Source organism: Streptococcus mitis (assembly GCF_022137125.1).
GTDB lineage: Bacteria > Bacillota > Bacilli > Lactobacillales > Streptococcaceae > Streptococcus > Streptococcus mitis_CE.
Window position 1 is genome coordinate 130,154 of the sequence record NZ_JAKNEQ010000003.1, and the last position, 19,745, is coordinate 149,898.

The window sequence follows — 19,745 nt, forward strand, 5'->3', positions numbered from 1 at the left end:
TAGACCTACCAATTTTTTACTTGTTCAAAGATTTCCTCAGCTAGACTTTCACTTCTGGCAATGACTAAAATCGAGCTATCATCAGCTAAACAGCTAAAAATCTTGTCCGCAAAAGTCTCGGTTAACTGAGCTTTTACAAAAGCTGTATTTCCTGGAATAACTTGGAGATTGATCATCTTGTCCATCAATTCAGCCGATTCGATATTGTCTTCAGCCAGTTGCAAACTTTTTACGATTGATTTTGGCAATTCATAGACATAGGTGTTGTCTCTCAAAGGAATTTTGACAATGCCTAACTCTTTGATATCTCGTGATACTGTTGCTTGAGTGGCAGTGATTCCTGCCTCTTTCAAATGTTCTACGATTTCTTCTTGCGTACCGATTTGATAATCTGTCACAAATCGTCTAATTTTTTCAAGTCTCTCTTTTTTATTCATTTTTAAATTGACTATGCGCCCTCTCTACTACTTCTGCAATCTCAGCAAGAACCTGATTGCTTGCTGACTCTTCTTTTTTCAAATACGCTAAAAACTCAATATTTCCATGACCACCTTGGATGGGAGAAAAGTCCAAACCAAGGACTGAAAAGCCTTCCTCTACTGCCATGGTTGTGACAGATTCAAGGACATGTTGATGGACCTTGGCATCACGAATGATTCCATTTTTCCCAATCTGCTCACGTCCTGCCTCAAACTGAGGCTTAACCAGAGCCACAACCTGACCTTGATCAGCCAACACACGGTGCAAGGCCGGCAAAATCAGACTGAGGGAAATGAAACTCACATCAATACTGGCAAAGTTCGGTTCCTTTTCGAAATCAGTCTTTTCTGCATAGCGGAAATTGAACTGCTCCATGCTGACAACTCGTGGGTCTTGGCGTAATTTCCAAGCCAATTGATTGGTACCGACATCGACTGCAAAGACCAACTCAGCACCATTTTGTAACATGACATCGGTAAAACCTCCAGTAGAAGCACCGATATCAATCGTTGTTGCCCCTTCTACTGACAAATCAAAGACCTGCAAGGCCTTTTCCAGTTTCAAGCCACCACGACTAACATACTTGAGTTTTTCACCCTTGAGTTTTAGCTCGGTGTCATCTGGGATTTTCTCTCCTGGTTTGTCAAACCGTTCTCCATTCAGGACTGCTACGACTAGGCCAGCCATGACACCACGTTTTGCCTGTTCTCGCGTTTCAAACAAGCCCTGTTTATAAGCTAGTACATCCACTCTTTCCTTAGCCATTGATTCTCAAACTTTCTACTACTTTTACAATCGATTCTGTTTCAAAGGGAACTTGCTGGGCAATTTCTTCTAATTTTGCATTAGCCTGATCCAGAGTTTGGTTACAAAAGGCAATAGCCTCGTCCAAGCCCAACAAGGCTGGATAGGTTGATTTTTCTGCCTGTAGGTCCTTTTGAGGCGTCTTGCCGATTTCCTCAAAACTAGCGGTCACATCCAGTACGTCATCTCGAACTTGAAAAGCAAGTCCGATTAATTCCCCAACAGTTTTAAGTTTTGCCTGCATTTCAGGTGCCAATTCGGCTATAATGGCTGCAGCTTGGAAGGGATAGGCTAGTAGTTTTCCGGTCTTATTAGCATGAATAGTCTGGAGTTCTTCCAAAGACAAATGCTGGTGTTCACCTTCCATGTCCAAAACCTGACCTGCAACCATACCCAGACTCCCTGAAGCAAGAGATAAGTTGGCAATCAAGTCCACCTTAATCTGACTTGGCAAATCTGCCTGCGCTATCAGGGCATAAGGATCTAGGAATAAAGCATCTCCTGCCAAAATGGCCATAGCTTCACCAAATTTCTTGTGATTGGTCAAACGCCCTCGGCGATAATCATCATCATCCATAGCTGGAAGATCATCATGAATCAAGCTCCCTGTATGAATCATTTCCAAGGCCGCAGCCACCTGCGTGTGAGCAGGTTTAATAGCGACCTGCAAGGCTTCCAGAACTTCTAACAGAAGAAAAGGTCGAATACGCTTGCCACCAGCATGAATGGAATAGAGAACAGACTCTCGCAAACTAGAGGCAAACTGCTGGTCTCCATAAAAGTCTTCCAAGGCCGACTCGACAAGAGCTAATTTTTCTTGCTTCTTCATTCAAAATCACTTTCTGTTCCGTCTTCTTGCATAACCTTGACCAAGGTCTTTTCAGCCTTGTCCAGCGTCGCTTGGAGCTCTTTTGACAAGACCATGCCCTTTTGAAAGGCAGCAATCGCATCTTCCAGAGCAATTTCACCATTTTCCAAACTTTGGACGATGGTTTCCAGTTCTGCTAGATTTTCCTCAAATTTCTTTTGTTTTGACATCTTTAACCTCTAATTCTACTTGACCATCTCGCATCAAAAGCGTCACTTGGTCTTTTTTCTTCAAACTCTCAACCGAATCAACTACGGACTCTTCTTTTTTGACAATAGCATAGCCACGCGCCACGATTCGACTGGTATCCAACATCAACAAGGCTTCTGAAAGTCGCTTGACTTCAGCAACCTTGGCATCATAAACCAGCGCCATTTGGCTACGTAAGAGCTTATCCAACTGACCAAGTCGGTCTTGATAACGTTGGATTTTGGTAACAGGTGATAATTGGATTAGTTGATGGGTCCTTGCTTGTACTAGCTGTTTGTTATCAGAAATCCGTGCTCGCAAACTTTGTTTTAATCGCAGTTGCAGTTGATCCAAGCGTTGCAAATAGCCATCATACAAGCGCTCTGGCTGTCTAAAGATGACTGACTGACTACATTTTTTTAAAGATTCTTGTTTCTTAGATAGGACATTTCGGACTGCTGTTGCCATCCGTTTTTCCTGATTTTGCAAATTAGCTAATAGATCCAACTTGGTCACAGGTGTTGCTAGTTCAGCTGCCGCCGTTGGCGTCGCAGCCCGTCTATCTGCCACAAAATCTGCCAAGGTCACATCCGTCTCATGCCCCACACTAGAGATAACTGGCAAACGAGATTCAAAAATAGCTCGTACTACAATTTCTTCGTTAAAGGCCCAGAGATCCTCGATAGAACCTCCACCACGACCAATAATGAGCAAATCCAAATCGTCACGCTGATTAGCACGCGCAATATTCCGTGCTATTTCCTCTGCTGCTCCATCTCCTTGAACCTTGGTCGGATAAAGAAGGATGTCAACACCTGGAAATCGCCTGCTGACGGTCGTGATAATATCTCGAATAACGGCTCCACTGCGACTGGTTACTACACCGATTCTCTTAGAAAATTGAGGCAGAGGTTGCTTGAACCTCTCTTGAAACAGGCCTTCTTCTGTCAATTTTTTCTTGAGTTGTTCAAACTGAATCGCAAGCGCCCCTACCCCATCAGGCTCTGCCTTTTCAATGATAATAGAGTAGCTTCCACTTGGTTCGTAGACCTGTACACGCCCAATCACATTGATTTTCATCCCTTCTTCCAGGTCGAAACCCAATTTCTGATAAATACCAGACCAGATGGTCGCTTGAATAACTGCATGGTCATCTTTTAGGGAGAAATATTGGTGAGTAGGTCGTTTACGAAAGTTGGAAACTTGACCAGTTAAATAGACCCGTTCCAAATAAGGGTCTTTATCGAATTTCATTTTCAGATACTTGGTCAAAGTTGTTACCGATAAATACTTTTCCATCTCCACCTACTATTCATTTTCTTGCTCTTTCATGGGTATTATTATACCAAAAATATGCCTAAAAATCTCCATTTATGTACCATTATGAAGGAAAAATAGAAAAAGGAGGCAAGCCTCCTCATCTGATTATTTGCTGTTTCGAGCTTCTTCCAAAATCTTTGCAATCTTGGTCGTCAACAGGTCGATAGCAACTGTATTGCTGACTCCCTCAGGAATGACGATATCAGCATAACGCTTGGTTGGTTCAATAAACTGATGATACATAGGTTTAACCACGCCTAAATACTGGTCAATAACACTATCAAGACTACGGCCACGCTCTTCCATATCACGCTTAATACGACGAATAATGCGCACATCATCATCCGTATCCACAAAAATCTTGATATCCATCAAATCACGCAGGCGCTTATCCTCCAAGACCAAAATCCCCTCAACGATAAAGACATCTTGAGGTTCTTGACGATAGGTCTTGCTACTTCGTGTATGCTCTGTATAGTCGTAAGTCGGAATGTCCACCGGACGCCCTGCCAACAATTCCTTAATCTGCTCGATCATCAAGTCTGTATCAAAGGCAAAAGGATGGTCGTAGTTGGTTTTGACACGCTCTTCAAAGGTCAAATGAGACTGATCCTTGTAGTATGAATCATGCTCAATCATGGAAATCTTTTCATCAGGAAAATGCGATAAAATGGCTCTTGAAACACTGGTCTTACCTCCACCAGAACCACCTGTCACTCCGATAATGATTGGTCTATTTTGCATGCTATCCTCCGTTTTTTTATCCGTCGTCTATTCTATCACATTTTTTGCAAAATTTATAGTCTGATTTTGGGGCACTCATCTAATAAATTTTAATAGAAAGCATGGTATCTGCTTTGATTAACGAAACAAAAAGACTTTGCAATTTTTAAGTAAAAAGGTTTGATATCTATAACCAATTTCGTATAATCTTTATATACGGTTTTCTAAGACTATCTCTTGATTCAGATTAAATTGCTGATGCATGCTTTACTGTTCCCTCCACTGATTTTTGATTCATCTCTTTCAATTTTTTATGATTCTTAACTTCATTTTCTTCTACTATTTTGAGTTTCATCTTAAATAGCAATTATAGAAGCACAATCTTCTCCGAAATGCTCAAAACTTTTTCCACTTTCTATATAGTACTTAACAATTTCCTCTATTAAGCATTTTTTTCTTAACCTATCATCTTTATCTTCATCTTCTTTAAATAATTCAGGAAAATCAATAGAAAGCCCTTGTTTTTTTATCTGTTGGTAATAGAAAATAAGATCTTCTTTGTTATTTTTAACAAACATTTCTAAATCTTTCATTGTTTGTACTTCGTTCATATCATTCTGAAATTCTTGATTTGAAAAAGCAATATATTGAAAAGGCTGACGACGTTTGTTTATCTCCTTGTTTAATTTATAAATAACAGAAATATCATTTTCTATTTTTCTATTTAAATGCTCACATATTAGAAATCCAAAATAATTTTGATCAAACCAATACTCATCGTCAATCTTTTCAAATTCACTATTTTTACTATATGTATCTAATAGATGTTCTATGTATGACTTCAAAATAGATTTTGTTAAAGTTATTGGATTATTTGCTAATATGGTCAAAATTTTTTGAAACTCTAACTTTATTCTATGATTATATGTTTTTTCAATATTATAGTTAGTAATGAAATTTTGAATACGTTTATCCATAGGATTATCTTGATAGTAAAATTTAATATTTGGTTGAAAAATCTCATCTGTATCATTAAAGTTTACCTCAATATAATTCTCAATATCAAACTCTTCAAAGTAAGGATTAATTTCACTTTCTTCCTTTGTGACAGACCTTTTACTATGTTTAGAGGTATTGCACTCCCCACAACATTTGACTAGATTAATTGGTAAAATTGCAAGCCTAGGTTCACCAAGTTTTTGATCATTTTCCTCTTTCTCACTCTTAGGCATAATATGCTCGAGTGTTACTTTAGTTGAAAACACTCCTTCACAAATAGGACAAATTGCTTGATTATAGGTATTTTTTACAACTGCGAATTTTTGAAATAGGCCTTTTGAGGATGGTCGCACATACGTACCATACCATTTTGAATCAATATCACACTGTGATTGAATTAGATCAACATCTAATTCATACAATGAACCTATACTAGCTTTACTTTCATATTCTTTATCTAATTCTGTTAAAAAATTACGAAGCTCATCCTTATCGACAGTATCTGGTAATACAACTATAACGTCCTCTATAGATGGATATTCTTTAGCTACTCTTTTGATAAGACTTCACCCGCTTTCTCTATCTCCTCTTTCACTTCAAGATACTTCAGAAAAGCTTCATCACCTAGATATTGAATGTCTTTATCTGATAACAAGTTAACATCTTCTAAATCCTCTTGATTTGTTTCTTTGATTTTTTCAAAAATAACATATCTAAGGTCATTAAAGAAACTGTTATAACCTGTTTGTTGCAATGCCAAACCATATATGTTCTTGTATAGAGTATCTAAATTTTGACCATAGGTTTTGTAATTAGTATTTTTTAATTCGTGATTAGAATCTAACCTGTAGACATTACAATGAGGAATTTCTTGAATGATTACTGGAGAATGTGTAGCAATCAAACAAAAAGCTTTATTATTGTTCACTATCTCTGAAACAGCTCTAATGAATGCTTTAACCATAGGTGGATGCATGAACGTTTCTGGTTCATCAAAAATTACTAAACTTCCTTGATTAATACTTGAAACAAGCTTCGTAATATATAAAAGAATAGTTGCTTGCCCTGAACTTAAATTGTCTATTTTTTCTAGATCTTCTTTTATTATATCTCTATCTAAAAAAGCAATTTTGATATCTTCTACCCAAGTTTCAAATTCAAAGAACTCTATAGCTGACTTCCACTGAGTTAATTTCTTATTAGAAGCAACTAAGTCAAATAACAGACTCTGTATGTAGTAGGAAAAACTTTCTTTAATGCTTATTTCTGCTTCAAATCCTTGTTTTAGTTTATTATCAGAATCAAGATACTTTCTAGATTTCTCATGTAGATACATCTTAACATCAGTCAATAGTGACGCTTCTGCTTTCTTGACTACTTCTGGAATAGGAGGATGTTTTACGGAAACAAATCCTACTTTCTCATAAATAATTTCATCATCTGAATCTCTTTCTTTATCAGCAACCTCTATACTTTTGCCATCTCTATTAAAATGAATAATATTGTCAAATGGGCTTAATGAAAAGTGAAGTATCTGCGAAAACTTATTGTCTCCTTCTAAATGTTCCTTTATTATGTGATTGATTTTATAGGATTTTCCACTACCATTTCCACCAACCACTGCAAAAACATTCATTGGTAATTCTGACATTCTATTTTTTATGAAATGTAGTTTCCCTTTATCTACACCATCTTCTTTAAAACTATAGTTTATAGAGTCTACCCTATCATCTACTACCTCCTTTATATTTGAGTGAGTTAATGTTTCATCCTTCGAATAATATACCTTAGAATCAGTATATCCAAAAACAGTTAATGGATGAAATACTTCCTTTATTTCTTTTATAGTAGTTGTTCTTAAAAATGAATTATACAAAAAACTATGAAACTTACCATTTGGCGGATTAAAAGCAAGAGTTCCCTCTTCTAAATCTGACTCTAATAAGTATTTTTTAGCAAACGTATCCAATACACTTATGTTATATGCGAGATCTCTTGATCGATTATACCATTTTTGACGACTTTCATAAGAAAGATATTTTTTTAAAAATTCATAGTACGCCCCTTCTCCCAAGGAACAAAAATTCTCATTTGGATATTTTCCTTTGCCACTTTTTAAATAATTCTTAGTAACGTCATTATTTGGATTAACTCGTAGCTCAAAAGTTTGTTCCCAAATCGTAAGATTTAAAATCATCTGATATCCATAATCGTCCCACTTATTAGGTTCTAGGCATATCTGATCTACAAAATCATCAAAACTTAGCGAAATAATTCCCTGCAATGTCTCTAAGTATTTCTCACTATTCTTTTCAACTTTTATAAAATGGCATGTAAAAAAGTCTTGTTCAATAGTAAAGTAACTTTGTCCAATATGGTTTTCAAATTCTTCAATTTTATTATCTTTTGTAATTTCAATATTTCCTGTTTTTGGAGGAGCTGTCAGTTCTGTGATAACAAAATAATCTCTTAAATCAGACTTCCAATCTATCGTTGAATCAGAAAAGTTACTTATAATTAAAAATCTTTTTTTAGTTTGTTTTGAAAATTTAGATTTTAACTCTTCAAAATCATATTGAACCAATATCCGAAAATACTTGTTTCTAGAAAAGCTCTTTCTATTCTTTCCCCAATCAATCTCCGAGTAATCACTTCTAATTTTTTCAATAATTTCTCTTACACTCATTTTTAAGAAATTCCTTTCAGTTTATTACTGTTATTATATCAAAATAAAAACACAATGTCCTAGCTTTGGATGTATTCGCTTTCAACTTTTTCCCTCTTCGATACTGATATTAATACTTAGTAATAACTTACCCAAATCTATTAATGAGGACTTAAAAAGACAGCAATGACTAGCTAAAAACCTTCCTTGGCTTGTAGAGATTGTCCCGTTTTTCTAGAATGGCTAGCAATTTATCGCCTTCAAAAGCAGCCAATTCCTTATCCGACTGTTCTAGCTCGATAAAACGACCAAAACGTACTTCTGCAGCCTGTTCTGGAGTTAGTAAAACTTTGACGAGGTCTCCTGTCCCAATCTCTAGAGGATTGAGAAAGTCCAGTTGACCAGCCTCTACTTTGTCAGCAACTTCTTCCAAGGTAAGAGAGTCTTCTAATTGTAAGCCAGCAGCACTAGTACGAGTCAGACGTGACATATGAGCCGCGTAACCAAGCTTCTCTCCTAAATCAACTGACAAGGTACGGATATAGGTTCCCTTGCTACATTTCACACGAAAAGTAAAGCGTGCAAGATGACCCTCATAAGAAATCGAACTTGTCCGCTCAAATTGATAAATAGTCACCTGACGTTCTGGTCGTTCCACTTCCTGACCAGCACGCGCATACTCATAGAGCTTGCGACCATTGACCTTGACTGCCGAATACATAGGCGGAATCTGAATAATAGGTCCTGTCAGACTGGCGATTGCTTCATCAACAAGCTTTTCATCCAATGGCGATAAAACAGGTGTCTCTGCGACCACTTCCCCACTGGCATCCTCAGTCGTCGTGGAATAGCCCAGAGTGATTTCCCCCTCATAGACCTTGCCCTCGTCCTGCATAAACTCGACCATGCGTGTCGCCTTGCCAACCGCAATGGGCAAAACACCCACCACATCCGGATCCAAGGTCCCACCATGACCAATCTTCTTGGTTCCCAAAATCTTACGCAGCTTAAAAACCGCATCATGCGAGGTCATGCCCGCTTCTTTTTTTAAGTTGATAATACCGTTCATTCATTAACTTTCTAAAAATACTAAAACTCTCTTTATGATGACGAAAGACTTCTTCACTTGTCCAAAGATCACATAGTCCATGCTCTTATTATTAAAATATAAGGTTTTTCCTTTTGTTGAAGACATTACTTCGTTTCCCTTACTATTTTATCATGTTTATTCATGTTGACTTTTTAAATGCAGAGCAAAGCCTGCAGTCACTTTTTCAAATCCAACAGCCTGATAAAACTGATGTGCAGCATTTCGTTCAGCGGTTAATCCACTATTTAGAGCCAGTGCCTCAACTCCTTCTTTTACCGCTTGTTTTTTCAATTCATCGATTAGCCTACTAGCAATTCCTTGTCGTCTTGTTTCTTTTGCAACTGACAAAGCTAAAATACGATAGTAAGATCCATCTGCTTCAAAAAAGAAGAGCTTCGCATAACCTAAGAAACCTAAAATTTCTCCGTTTCTTTCAGCTAGAAGACAGCCATAATGTGGTTGAGAAAGAATCATTTCTAAACGTCGAGACAGCTTAGAAGCGGTCGTTGGATAGCCCAAGTCTTCGTATAGAGACAGTAGTGCTTCAGCATCTTTCATGGTTGGTTTTCGTATCTGCATAGGATCCTCCTACTCCCCCTTCAGCGCTTCAAACTTCGCTTTCATGGTTGGATTTTTACGGGTCAATTTTTTGACGGATACGTCTTCCAATTTGTTGTTAGCTAGACGGAGTTGGTTTTCGGATGTGGTTAGGAATTTCTTGACCTCTTCCATGCGTTTGATGGCCTTGTCGATTTCATCGATAGCTTTGCCAAAGTTAGTCGAAGCAGAGTTGTAGTTCTTGGCAAAAGCTAGCTTAAAGGCATCCAAGTCTTCCTCAAAATGTGTAATATCAATATTTTGCTCACGAACCAAGGCCAACTCCTGCTTGTATTTTAGGGAATTAAGCGCCGCATTTCGCAAAAGCCCAATCAACTGAATAAAGAATTGAGGACGAACCACATACATCTTTTCATATTCGTGGCTGACATCAACAATACCTGTGTTAAAGTAGTCGTTATCAGCCTCAAGCATGGTCACCAAAACTGCATATTCACAGTTCTTTTCACGACGGTCCTTGTCCAATTCCTTGTAAAAGTCCGCATTCTTATGCTTCTTCTCTGTTCCGTCCGCTTCATTTTTCATCTCAAACATGATAGAAATGATTTCCACTCCATTTTCATCACACTCGCGGAAGATAAAGTCCCCTTTGGAACCACGCGCAGAGACCTTGTTATCCTTCTCAAAGTAAGCATTTGGGAAGGCGAAACTACGGACCTTGTTAAACTCACTCTCTGCATAGTGTTCCAGACTTTCACCGATGGCTTTTGTAGATTGTTGGGCTTTGAAATTCTTATAGAACTCGACCTGTTCACTGGCTGCCTTGAGTTGAGATTCGTAGTTTTGCTTAACAGAAGCAAGAGAGAGTTCGTTTTCTTTTTCTTGTAAAAGAAGCTGATTTTTAACCTGATCCCGTTCTTTTTCTAGGTCAGAAAGGGTCTTTTGCAGTTGGTTTTCATGCTCTAAACGCAAGGTCGCCAATTGATTTTCCAAGGCCTGTACTTCCTTGTCCTTAGCCAATAAAGCCTGATGGCTTGTCTGTTCAACCTCTTTCTTGGCCAATTCTTTTTCTGTATCAAAGTTTTGGATTTGACTCTGTAATTGCGCAATTTCTTGGTCTTTTTGAGCTAGTTTAGACTGTTGTTCATTCATGGCCTTTTGCTCAGCCAAGGCCAGTTCCTGCTTCATCCGATCATGTAGTTCCTTATCAAACTCTGCTGTTCTCACTTGAGACAGAAGTTCGGCATACTGACTTTCATTTACTGTAAAGACCTCCCCACAGTTGGGACATTTGATTTCGTTCATATCGTTCCTCTTTCTAGACTTCTGTAACCATTATATCATGCCTAAGGGAAAATCAAAAACAGTGAGTCGAAACCCACTGTTTAACTTCTTTTTCTTTAAATTTTTTCCAAGGCCAAGCGCAAGTCTTCAATCAAATCATCTACATTTTCAAGACCGATTGACAAACGAATTTGGTTTGGTGTGACACCTGCTGCTTCTAGATCTTTTTCTGACAATTGACCGTGAGTTGTTGTAGCTGGATGGACAACAAGAGATTTAGCATCTGCTACGTTTGCAAGGTCAGAGAAGATTTCCAAACTATCAATTACCTTGCGAGCTTCTGCCTCCCCACCTTTGACATGGAAGGTAAAGATTGAGCCCACACCTTTAGGCAAGTATTTCTCAGCCAAGGCATGGTAAGGACTATCTGCAAGTTTTGGATAATTGACTTTTTCTACCTTAGGATGGTTGACAAGGAAATCAACAATTTTCTCTGCATTTTGCACATGACGTTCGACACGAAGAGAAAGTGTTTCCAGTCCTTGAAGCAAGAGGAAGGCATTAAATGGTGACAAGGCTGCACCTGTATCACGAAGCAATTGGACACGGACAGCGATAATAAAGGCTGCTGCACCCACATCACGAGTATAGCTCAAGTTGTGATAGCTTGGATCCTCGTCAACAAATTGAGGGAATTTCCCTGAAGCCGCCCAGTCAAAACGACCACTATCAACGATCACTCCACCAATAGTCGTACCATGGCCACCGATAAACTTAGTCGCAGAGTGAATGGCAATATCTACACCGTGAGAAAAGACATTAATCAAGTAAGGTGTGGCAAAGGTATTATCCGAAACAAGTGGAATTTGGTACTTATGAGCAATCTCTGCCAATTTTTCCAAATCTGGAATATTAATCAAGGGGTTACCCAAGGTTTCAATCAGAACAAGCTTGGTATTGTCATTGATAGCTGCTTCCACTTCCTCCAAATTATCCACGTCGACAAAGGTTGTTGTGATACCATAACGAGGAAGGGTTTCTTTCAAAAGATTGAAGGTTCCACCATAAATAGTTGATGCTGCAACTACATGGTCACCTGCATGAGCAAGAGCCAAAATCGTATAAGTCACTGCGGCCATACCTGATGCTGTTGCAAGAGCTCCAACACCACCTTCGAGAGCTGCAATTCTTTCTTCAAAGGCAGCTGTTGTAGGGTTGGTGATACGAGTATAAATGTTCCCTGGTTTTCTCAAGGCAAACAAATCTGCACCTTCCTGCGTGTCATCAAAAACAAAAGATGTTGTTTGATAAATCGGCACTGCACGAGACTTGGTAGCTGGATCCACAACTTGACCAGCATGCAGTTGCAAAGTTTCAAATTTAAAATCACGAGTCATAAGGCGACCTCCAAATAGTTTGATTAAGGATATTGTAGCACCTTAAGGTATAGTTTACAAATATTAGCTTTCTATATTTTGATATAAGAAACAGCTATTACCTTATTTTAAAAATGAAAAAAGCACGAATCAATCGTGCTCATTTTCTTAATCTACATAAGTATCTTCATTTTTATTGAGGAAAGCATATGGAAGACCCATCAAGAGGCCTCCTCCGATAAAGTTTCCAACGAAGGTTACCCCCCAGTGGCGAAGCATATTTCCAACACCGAAGTTAGCAATTGAATCCGCAGCAACACTGAATTTTACAATCGCGAAAGAAGCAAAGTTCGCAGCAATGTGCTCGTTTGTTAAGAATACAAACATGTAAATCGCCGACAACACAAGCCAAAGTTTGGCGCCACCATCTTTGACCAAAACAAATGAAAGAATCGCAATATTTACGAAAATATTTGCCAAAATCGCCTCAAGCAAGATTAATTCATTTGAACGGCCTAACTTCATCTCAACAACCCCTGAGATGAAACTATCGTGAGTCAGATGTGCATAGGCTGCTGAGTGGGCAAAGCCCCAACCTGCTATCAAAGCCCCGATAAGGTTGAACAAGGTACAGTAAAGTAAAATCTCAGCTGTTTTTCTCCAAGAGATTTTTTTCAAGAAACTACCAGCAGTCAAGAACATCATGTTTGATGTTACCAACTCGGCATTCAAGAAAACAATGTAGGCCAAGCCCCAAGCAAAGACAAATGGGAAGAGGAAACGTCCACTACCTGGTGCAATTTTATTAATCAAGTCAGCTCCAACTGCACCAGCAGCAGTACTGAAGGTTAAAAATGCACCTGCAAACATAGAACGAATCGCATACTTAAATTTGCTTTGACTATAAAGACTTTCTTTCTTCTTGCAAGCAAATTCAATCTTTGAGATAAATTCTGAAGAAACCATAATAAACTCCTAAAAATTTTTTACCTGATAATTATATCACAAACTTTCAATATTAGGAAGCGTTTTCTGTATTTCATAACAGTTTATTTTGAAATTCAATCTATAAAAAAATCAGTAAAATCTAAGATTTTACTGATTTTATCTTTAATAGCGCTGTTTATATGGTTGATTGAAAGCTGTTAGAATTTCTTCAGGTGTTTTTGAATAGTCTGTTGTATCTTTCAAGTCACCTTTGACGATGATACGTTCTGTCGCATCATAGTCCACGCAGGTTACAAGTGTGATTTCATTAACACCAGTACGGTCATCAATCTCGTCAACTCGATCTGGAGTCACATGCTTCACTTCACGGATTTCATAGGTATAAACTTTATCCTTATCAGTTAGGTAAATTTTCATCCCATTTTTAGCGCGTGATAATGGAGAAAAGAGCATTTGGCTGGCGTTTTCCGCTGTGAAGATGTGATGGCTCGCAAGCGAATAGTTTCCTTTCCCCATCACTTGATCACGCTTCATTGTACCCGCACCATAGAAGAGATTAACATTATCCAGTCCCTTAAAAATAGGCAAGTTAATTTCTACTTCAGGAACAGCGATTCCACCGATAACTGGCAATTTTTGCGAATCCCATTGTGAGGATAAGACAGCTTCCGACGAGATGGCTTTTACTGAGTCAAAGTCAAAATTGCCTTCTGTATCTTGATTTTCTTCCAATTTTTCTTTTGATACTTGGCTGACTTGGTATTTATTGGTATTCCAAACCATGAACATATCACGAATTTTTGAATTGAAAATCAAAGCTATTGACAAGATGATTAAGAATCCTGCCAAGATATTGATTAGTAAATTTTTACGGTTTGTTTTCTTTTTGTTCTTTTTATTCTTTTTATGAGACATTATGCTTCACCTTCTGTTTCGTTTTCTGTCCCAACTTCTTCTTTTTCTGCAGCTGCAACCGTCGTAAAGGTTACAATTTTAGCATCTTGGTCCAGGCGCATCACCTTAACTCCCATAGTTGAGCGACCTGTTTGTGAAATATTGGCAACGTTGGTTCGAATCATGACACCCGTATCAGTGATAATCATCAAATCTTCATCGCCTTTAACAGTCACAAGACCAGCAAGGGAACCATTCTTTTCCGTAATTTTAGCGGTTTGCATCCCTTTACCACCACGACCTTTAGTTGGATATTCGGTCGCAACTGTGCGCTTACCAAATCCTTTTTCTGTGATAATAAGAACCTCATCCTGGTCTGTAATCACACTAGCACCAACAACCGTGTCTCCATCACGAAGGTTAACACCTTTCACACCAGTGGCGATACGACTCATACCACGAACGGCTGATTGATTGAATCGAACTGCATAACCAAACTTGGTACCAATGATAATATCCGTATCTTCTTCCGTCAACAAGACATTAATCAACTCATCTTCATCCTTGAGGTTCAAAGCCTTGAGACCATTCTGACGAATATTAGCGAATTCCTTAACGCTGGTTCGCTTCACAATACCATGACGAGTTGTGAAGAAGAGATAAGCATCATCACTACGTTCAGACTCAACATTGATGATAGTCTGGATACTTTCACCTTCATCTAATTTCAAAAGATTGACGATTGGCAAGCCCTTAGCTGTACGGCCATACTCAGGAATTTCATAGCCTTTCAGGCGATAGACACGTCCTTTATTTGTAAAGAAGAGTAGGTGATCATGGGTGCTAGTTGACACTAACTCACGAACAAAATCATCATCCTTAACGCCGGTTCCTTGGACACCACGACCACCACGTTTTTGAGCCGTAAATTCAGCTTGGTCCAGACGTTTGATGTAGCCTTTGTTTGACAGTGTAATCAAGACATCTGATTCTTCAATCAAGTCTTCATCTTCGAGACTTAAGACTTCACCGACCATCAATTCCGTACGACGTTGATCGCCAAACTTACGCTTGACTTCATCTAATTCATCTTTGATGATTTGAGAAACACGCTCTGGCTTAGCAAGAATATCTGCCAAATCCGCAATCAGAGCCAAGAGGTCATCATACTCAGACTGAATCTTATCGCGTTCCAAACCTGTCAAACGACGAAGACGCATATCAAGAATGGCTTGACTTTGACGTTCAGAAAGCTTAAACTTACTCATCAACTCAGCTTGTGCTTCAGCATCCGTTTCACTAGCACGGATGATACGAATCACTTCATCGATATGATCTAGCGCAATCAAGAGACCTTCTAAGATATGAGCACGCGCTTCTGCTTTTTCCTTATCAAAACGAGTACGACGAACAACCACTTCTTTTTGGTGCTCGATATAAGCATCCAAAATCTGACGAAGGGATAAAATCTTCGGCACCCCATTTTGGATAGCAAGCATATTGAAACCAAAGTTGGTTTGCATCTGGGTCATCTTGAAGAGATTGTTGAGGATAACATTGGCTGAGGCATCGCGCTTTACTTCAATAACAAATCGAACACCTTCACGGTTTGACTCATCACGTACTGCTGTGATACCCTCAATGCGTTTTTCCTGAACCAAACGAACAATATGCTCATGCACCTTTGTTTTATTGACCATATAAGGAAATTCTGTTACAACAATACGCTCACGGCCAGTTTTAGTTTCTTCAATTTCAGTACGTGAACGGAGGACAATCGATCCTTTACCTGTTTCATAAGCCTTATGAATACCGGATTTCCCCATAACAAGAGCACCAGTTGGAAAATCTGGCCCTGGCAAGACTTCCATCAAGTCCTTAGTAGTCACTTCAGGATTGTCCATAACTAACTTCACTGCATCAATGGTTTCACACAGATTATGAGGTGGAATATTGGTTGCCATCCCAACCGCAATACCAGTTGCTCCATTAACCAAAAGGTTAGGAAAGCGTGCTGGCAAGACCAAGGGTTCACGTTCATTGGCATCATAGTTATCAACGAAGTCAACAGTATTTTTATTGATATCACGAAGCATCTCTAGAGCAATCTTGCTCATACGTGCCTCAGTATAACGCTGGGCGGCAGCACCATCACCATCCATGGAACCAAAGTTCCCATGACCATCTACAAGCATGTAACGGTAACTCCACCATTGAGCCATACGGACCATGGCTTCATAGATAGAGGAATCCCCGTGTGGGTGATATTTACCCATGACATCCCCTGTAATACGAGCAGATTTTTTATGTGGTTTGTCTGGAGTAACTCCCAATTCATTCATTCCGTAGAGAATCCGACGGTGAACAGGTTTCAAGCCATCTCGAACATCAGGAAGAGCCCGCGCTACGATAACACTCATAGCGTAGTCAATAAAGCTCGTCTTCATCTCCTTTGTCAGATTGACATTCACTAAATTTCTATCCTGCATTAATAAATGCCTCATTTCACTATTAGTAATTAACTATATTATACCATAATGTCCGCTATATTTCAGATATCTAAAACCACTAAAACGTTTACATCAAGAACTGCAAGGCATATCCGTGACAAAGCTTTTTAAAAGTGATAAAATTGAAATAACTGGGGAAACCCCTGAATAAAATTAAGGAGATGTTTAGAATAATGACTTCAACTAAACAACACAAAAAAGTTATCCTTGTCGGTGATGGTGCTGTAGGTTCTTCTTACGCTTTTGCACTTGTTAACCAAGGAATTGCACAAGAGCTTGGAATTATCGAAATTCCACAATTGCATGAAAAAGCTGTTGGTGATGCGCTTGACCTTAGTCACGCCCTTGCCTTCACTTCACCTAAAAAAATCTATGCAGCTCAATACTCTGACTGTGCAGACGCTGACCTTGTTGTAATCACTGCAGGTGCGCCTCAAAAACCAGGTGAAACTCGTCTTGACCTTGTAGGTAAAAACCTTGCTATCAACAAATCAATTGTAACTCAAGTTGTTGAATCAGGTTTCAAAGGTATCTTCCTTGTTGCTGCTAACCCAGTTGACGTCTTGACTTACTCAACTTGGAAATTCTCTGGATTCCCTAAAGAACGCGTTATCGGTTCAGGTACTTCACTTGACTCAGCTCGTTTCCGTCAAGCACTTGCTGAAAAATTGGATGTTGATGCTCGTTCAGTGCACGCCTACATCATGGGTGAACACGGTGACTCTGAGTTCGCTGTTTGGTCACATGCTAACATCGCTGGTGTAAACCTTGAAGAATTCCTTAAAGACACTCAAAATGTTCAAGAAGCTGAATTGATTGAATTGTTCGAAGGTGTTCGTGACGCAGCTTACACAATCATCAACAAAAAAGGTGCAACATACTACGGTATCGCAGTAGCCCTTGCTCGTATTACTAAAGCAATCCTTGACGATGAAAACGCAGTACTTCCACTTTCAGTATTCCAAGAAGGTCAATACGGAGTTAAAAACGTCTTTATCGGTCAACCAGCTGTTGTTGGTGCACATGGTATTGTTCGTCCAGTAAATATCCCATTGAACGACGCAGAAACTCAAAAAATGCAAGCATCTGCAAATGAATTACAAGCTATTATTGACGAAGCATGGAAAAACCCAGAATTCCAAGCTGCTTCTAAAAACTAATTTAGATAGTAATAACTCCTTGAGTCATCAGGGAGTTATTTTTTATCTGTATTTGAACTAAACATTTTATGAAGTATACGTAAAAAACAACATAACTTTAAAAGCTATCGTGTCACAGTTTGGGCATAAATCCGAAAACTACCAATTAGATCTATCCTCACGTTACAAAAAGTCTGTAGCAAGCAGTATTTGACGAACTTGATACCGTCGCATTAAATCGAAAGTAAAAAGTTTTGCCCCATTTGTGCTCCATAGACAAAAAAGAGCCCATCATACAGGCTAGAAAGCTTGATATGATAGGCTTTTTAATGTTAGATTAACGTACTGTACGGATACGCATTGTGTTTGTACGAACAGCTTCTCCAACTGGTACACCAGCTACGATAACGATATCGTCACCAGATTGTACAAGTCCTGCTTCAACTGCTTTACGTTCAGCGATTTCGAACATATCGTCAGTTGATGATGGAGCATCTGTCAACATTGGGATAACACCCCAGTTCAACATCAATCCACGTTCTGTCAATTCGTCGAATGTCAATGCCAAGATGTCAGCATTTGGACGGTATTTAGAGATCAAACGTGCAGTGTGACCTGTCTTAGTAAGAGTTACAACCAATTTGATATCCATTGAGTTAGTAGCATCTTTAACAGCTGAAGCCATTACTTCTGTCTTAGAGTTACGTTCAAATGAATCTGAGTTCAAACGACCGTATTCGTTAAGAAGAGTTTGAGCGTTCTTGTCGATTGTAGCCATTGTAGTTACTGACTCAAGTGGGTATTTACCATTTGCAGACTCACCTGAAAGCATTGTTGCGTCAGTTCCATCGATAACAGCGTTAAATACGTCTGATACTTCTGAACGAGTTGCACGTGGTTTTTCAGTCATTGTTTCAAGCATGTTTGTTGCAGTGATAACAACTTTACCTGCAGCATTGACTTTAGTGATGATCATTTTTTGGTAAACTGGAACCATTTCGAATGGTACTTCGATACCCATGTCACCACGAGCAATCATGATACCATCAGCAGCTTCGATGATTTCATCCAAGTTATCGATACCTTGTTGGTTTTCGATTTTAGCGAACAATTGAACATGTCCATTTCCAGTTTCTTCACAGATTGCACGAACTTCGTTAACGTCTTTAGCAGTACGTACGAATGAAATCGCGATGAAGTTGATACCTTGTTCAAGACCGAAGCGGATATCATCGTTATCACGATCAGCAAGAGCTGGGAAAGGAATTTTAGTGTTAGGGATGTTAACACCTTTTTGTTTAGCAATTACGCCATCGTTTTCAACTTCAACTTCAAATTCACGAGTTGCATCATCTTTAGCAACCACACGAAGACCAAGTTTACCATCGTCAACCAAAACTTGACGACCAACTTCAACATCATCATAGATATCAAGAGCACCAGCAACGTTCAATGCAATCACATCACGAGTTGATTTGATTCCTTGTTTAGTTGCAACACGGATTTTCTCACCAGTTTTGTATGAATACTCTTTAGCTTCACCTTCGAACAATTCTGTACGGATTTCTGGTCCTTTTGTATCAAGAAGGAAACCAACTTTTTTACCTGCAAGTTTTTCTGCAAGTTTAACAGTTGCCATACGCTCACCTTGTTCTTGGTGGTCACCGTGTGAGAAGTTGAAACGGAATGTGTTAGCACCAGCTTCAATCAATTTGGCAATGTTTTTAGCTGAAGCTTCAACATCAAGTTTTTCACCCCAGTATCCGTCATCACCAAATTTTTTACCACCACGGATTTCTACCGCAGGTCCCAAAGTTGCAACGATTTTTACACGTTTATTCATGATTTTTGTGACTCCTTTATATATATGACCTTTTTGGTCTTATTAACTAAATTAT

At 38.9% G+C, this 19,745-nt stretch carries 17 protein-coding genes; 1 reads left to right on the forward strand and 16 read right to left on the reverse strand.

Annotation, left to right across the window (positions count from 1 at the left end; translation table 11 throughout):
- Positions 1-5 precede the first annotated feature (5 nt).
- The 15 genes from L0P31_RS04335 to gyrA all read right to left on the reverse strand — a co-directional run bounded on the left by L0P31_RS04335 (position 6) and on the right by gyrA (position 16,687).
- Positions 6-437, reverse strand: a complete 432-nt coding sequence (locus L0P31_RS04335) for an arginine repressor (RefSeq protein WP_001034401.1) — start codon at positions 435-437, stop codon at positions 6-8.
- Entirely contained in the window at positions 430-1,245 is an 816-nt protein-coding gene (locus L0P31_RS04340; RefSeq protein ID WP_238095935.1) for a TlyA family RNA methyltransferase, read from the reverse strand. The genes L0P31_RS04335 and L0P31_RS04340 overlap by 8 nt, the downstream gene beginning before the upstream one ends.
- A complete protein-coding gene (locus L0P31_RS04345; RefSeq protein ID WP_049502526.1) occupies positions 1,238-2,113 on the reverse strand; it encodes a polyprenyl synthetase family protein in 876 nt (291 codons plus the stop codon). Before L0P31_RS04345 ends, L0P31_RS04340 begins: the two co-directional genes overlap by 8 nt.
- On the reverse strand, positions 2,110-2,322 hold the full coding sequence (locus L0P31_RS04350; RefSeq protein WP_000043226.1) for an exodeoxyribonuclease VII small subunit: 213 nt from the start codon (positions 2,320-2,322) through the stop codon (positions 2,110-2,112). The genes L0P31_RS04345 and L0P31_RS04350 overlap by 4 nt, the downstream gene beginning before the upstream one ends.
- Positions 2,300-3,640 (reverse strand): exodeoxyribonuclease VII large subunit, encoded by a 1,341-nt coding sequence (gene xseA / locus L0P31_RS04355; RefSeq protein WP_173303030.1) that lies wholly within the window; start codon positions 3,638-3,640, stop codon positions 2,300-2,302. Before xseA ends, L0P31_RS04350 begins: the two co-directional genes overlap by 23 nt.
- A gap of 126 nt (positions 3,641-3,766) precedes the next feature.
- On the reverse strand, positions 3,767-4,405 hold the full coding sequence (udk, locus tag L0P31_RS04360; protein WP_001181376.1) for a uridine kinase: 639 nt from the start codon (positions 4,403-4,405) through the stop codon (positions 3,767-3,769).
- Positions 4,406-4,740: 335 nt separating this feature from the next.
- On the reverse strand, positions 4,741-5,805 hold the full coding sequence (locus L0P31_RS04365; protein ID WP_031227657.1) for an HNH endonuclease: 1,065 nt from the start codon (positions 5,803-5,805) through the stop codon (positions 4,741-4,743).
- A 125-nt stretch (positions 5,806-5,930) separates the two neighbouring features.
- The gene (locus tag L0P31_RS04370) at positions 5,931-8,069 is read right to left on the reverse strand and encodes an AAA family ATPase (RefSeq protein ID WP_023942606.1); all 2,139 of its coding nucleotides are present in this window, start codon (positions 8,067-8,069) and stop codon (positions 5,931-5,933) included.
- 169 nt (positions 8,070-8,238) lie between these two features.
- A complete protein-coding gene (gene truB, locus L0P31_RS04375) occupies positions 8,239-9,117 on the reverse strand; it encodes a tRNA pseudouridine(55) synthase TruB (protein ID WP_023947186.1) in 879 nt (292 codons plus the stop codon).
- A 156-nt stretch (positions 9,118-9,273) separates the two neighbouring features.
- Positions 9,274-9,717: a GNAT family N-acetyltransferase gene (locus tag L0P31_RS04380; RefSeq protein ID WP_238095937.1), complete on the reverse strand. Its 444-nt coding sequence runs from the start codon at positions 9,715-9,717 to the stop codon at positions 9,274-9,276.
- 9 nt (positions 9,718-9,726) lie between these two features.
- Positions 9,727-11,001, reverse strand: coding sequence for a DUF2130 domain-containing protein (locus L0P31_RS04385; RefSeq protein ID WP_238095939.1), 1,275 nt, complete (start codon positions 10,999-11,001; stop codon positions 9,727-9,729).
- Positions 11,002-11,096: 95 nt separating this feature from the next.
- Entirely contained in the window at positions 11,097-12,377 is a 1,281-nt protein-coding gene (locus L0P31_RS04390) for an O-acetylhomoserine aminocarboxypropyltransferase/cysteine synthase family protein (protein WP_033685006.1), read from the reverse strand.
- Between the two features lie 147 nt (positions 12,378-12,524).
- Positions 12,525-13,322, reverse strand: a complete 798-nt coding sequence (locus L0P31_RS04395; RefSeq protein ID WP_049499380.1) for a formate/nitrite transporter family protein — start codon at positions 13,320-13,322, stop codon at positions 12,525-12,527.
- A 144-nt stretch (positions 13,323-13,466) separates the two neighbouring features.
- Positions 13,467-14,219: a class A sortase gene (locus tag L0P31_RS04400; RefSeq protein ID WP_238095940.1), complete on the reverse strand. Its 753-nt coding sequence runs from the start codon at positions 14,217-14,219 to the stop codon at positions 13,467-13,469.
- Positions 14,219-16,687 (reverse strand): DNA gyrase subunit A, encoded by a 2,469-nt coding sequence (gene gyrA / locus L0P31_RS04405; protein WP_238095942.1) that lies wholly within the window; start codon positions 16,685-16,687, stop codon positions 14,219-14,221. The genes L0P31_RS04400 and gyrA overlap by 1 nt, the downstream gene beginning before the upstream one ends.
- A 194-nt stretch (positions 16,688-16,881) precedes the next feature.
- Here gyrA and L0P31_RS04410 point away from each other — a divergent pair, with 194 nt between their 5' ends.
- Positions 16,882-17,868, forward strand: a complete 987-nt coding sequence (locus L0P31_RS04410) for an L-lactate dehydrogenase (RefSeq protein ID WP_000204729.1) — start codon at positions 16,882-16,884, stop codon at positions 17,866-17,868.
- A gap of 316 nt (positions 17,869-18,184) precedes the next feature.
- On the opposite strand, the gene pyk is transcribed toward L0P31_RS04410, so the two are convergent.
- On the reverse strand, positions 18,185-19,690 hold the full coding sequence (pyk, locus tag L0P31_RS04415) for a pyruvate kinase (RefSeq protein WP_020902894.1): 1,506 nt from the start codon (positions 19,688-19,690) through the stop codon (positions 18,185-18,187).
- Positions 19,691-19,745 lie beyond the last annotated feature (55 nt).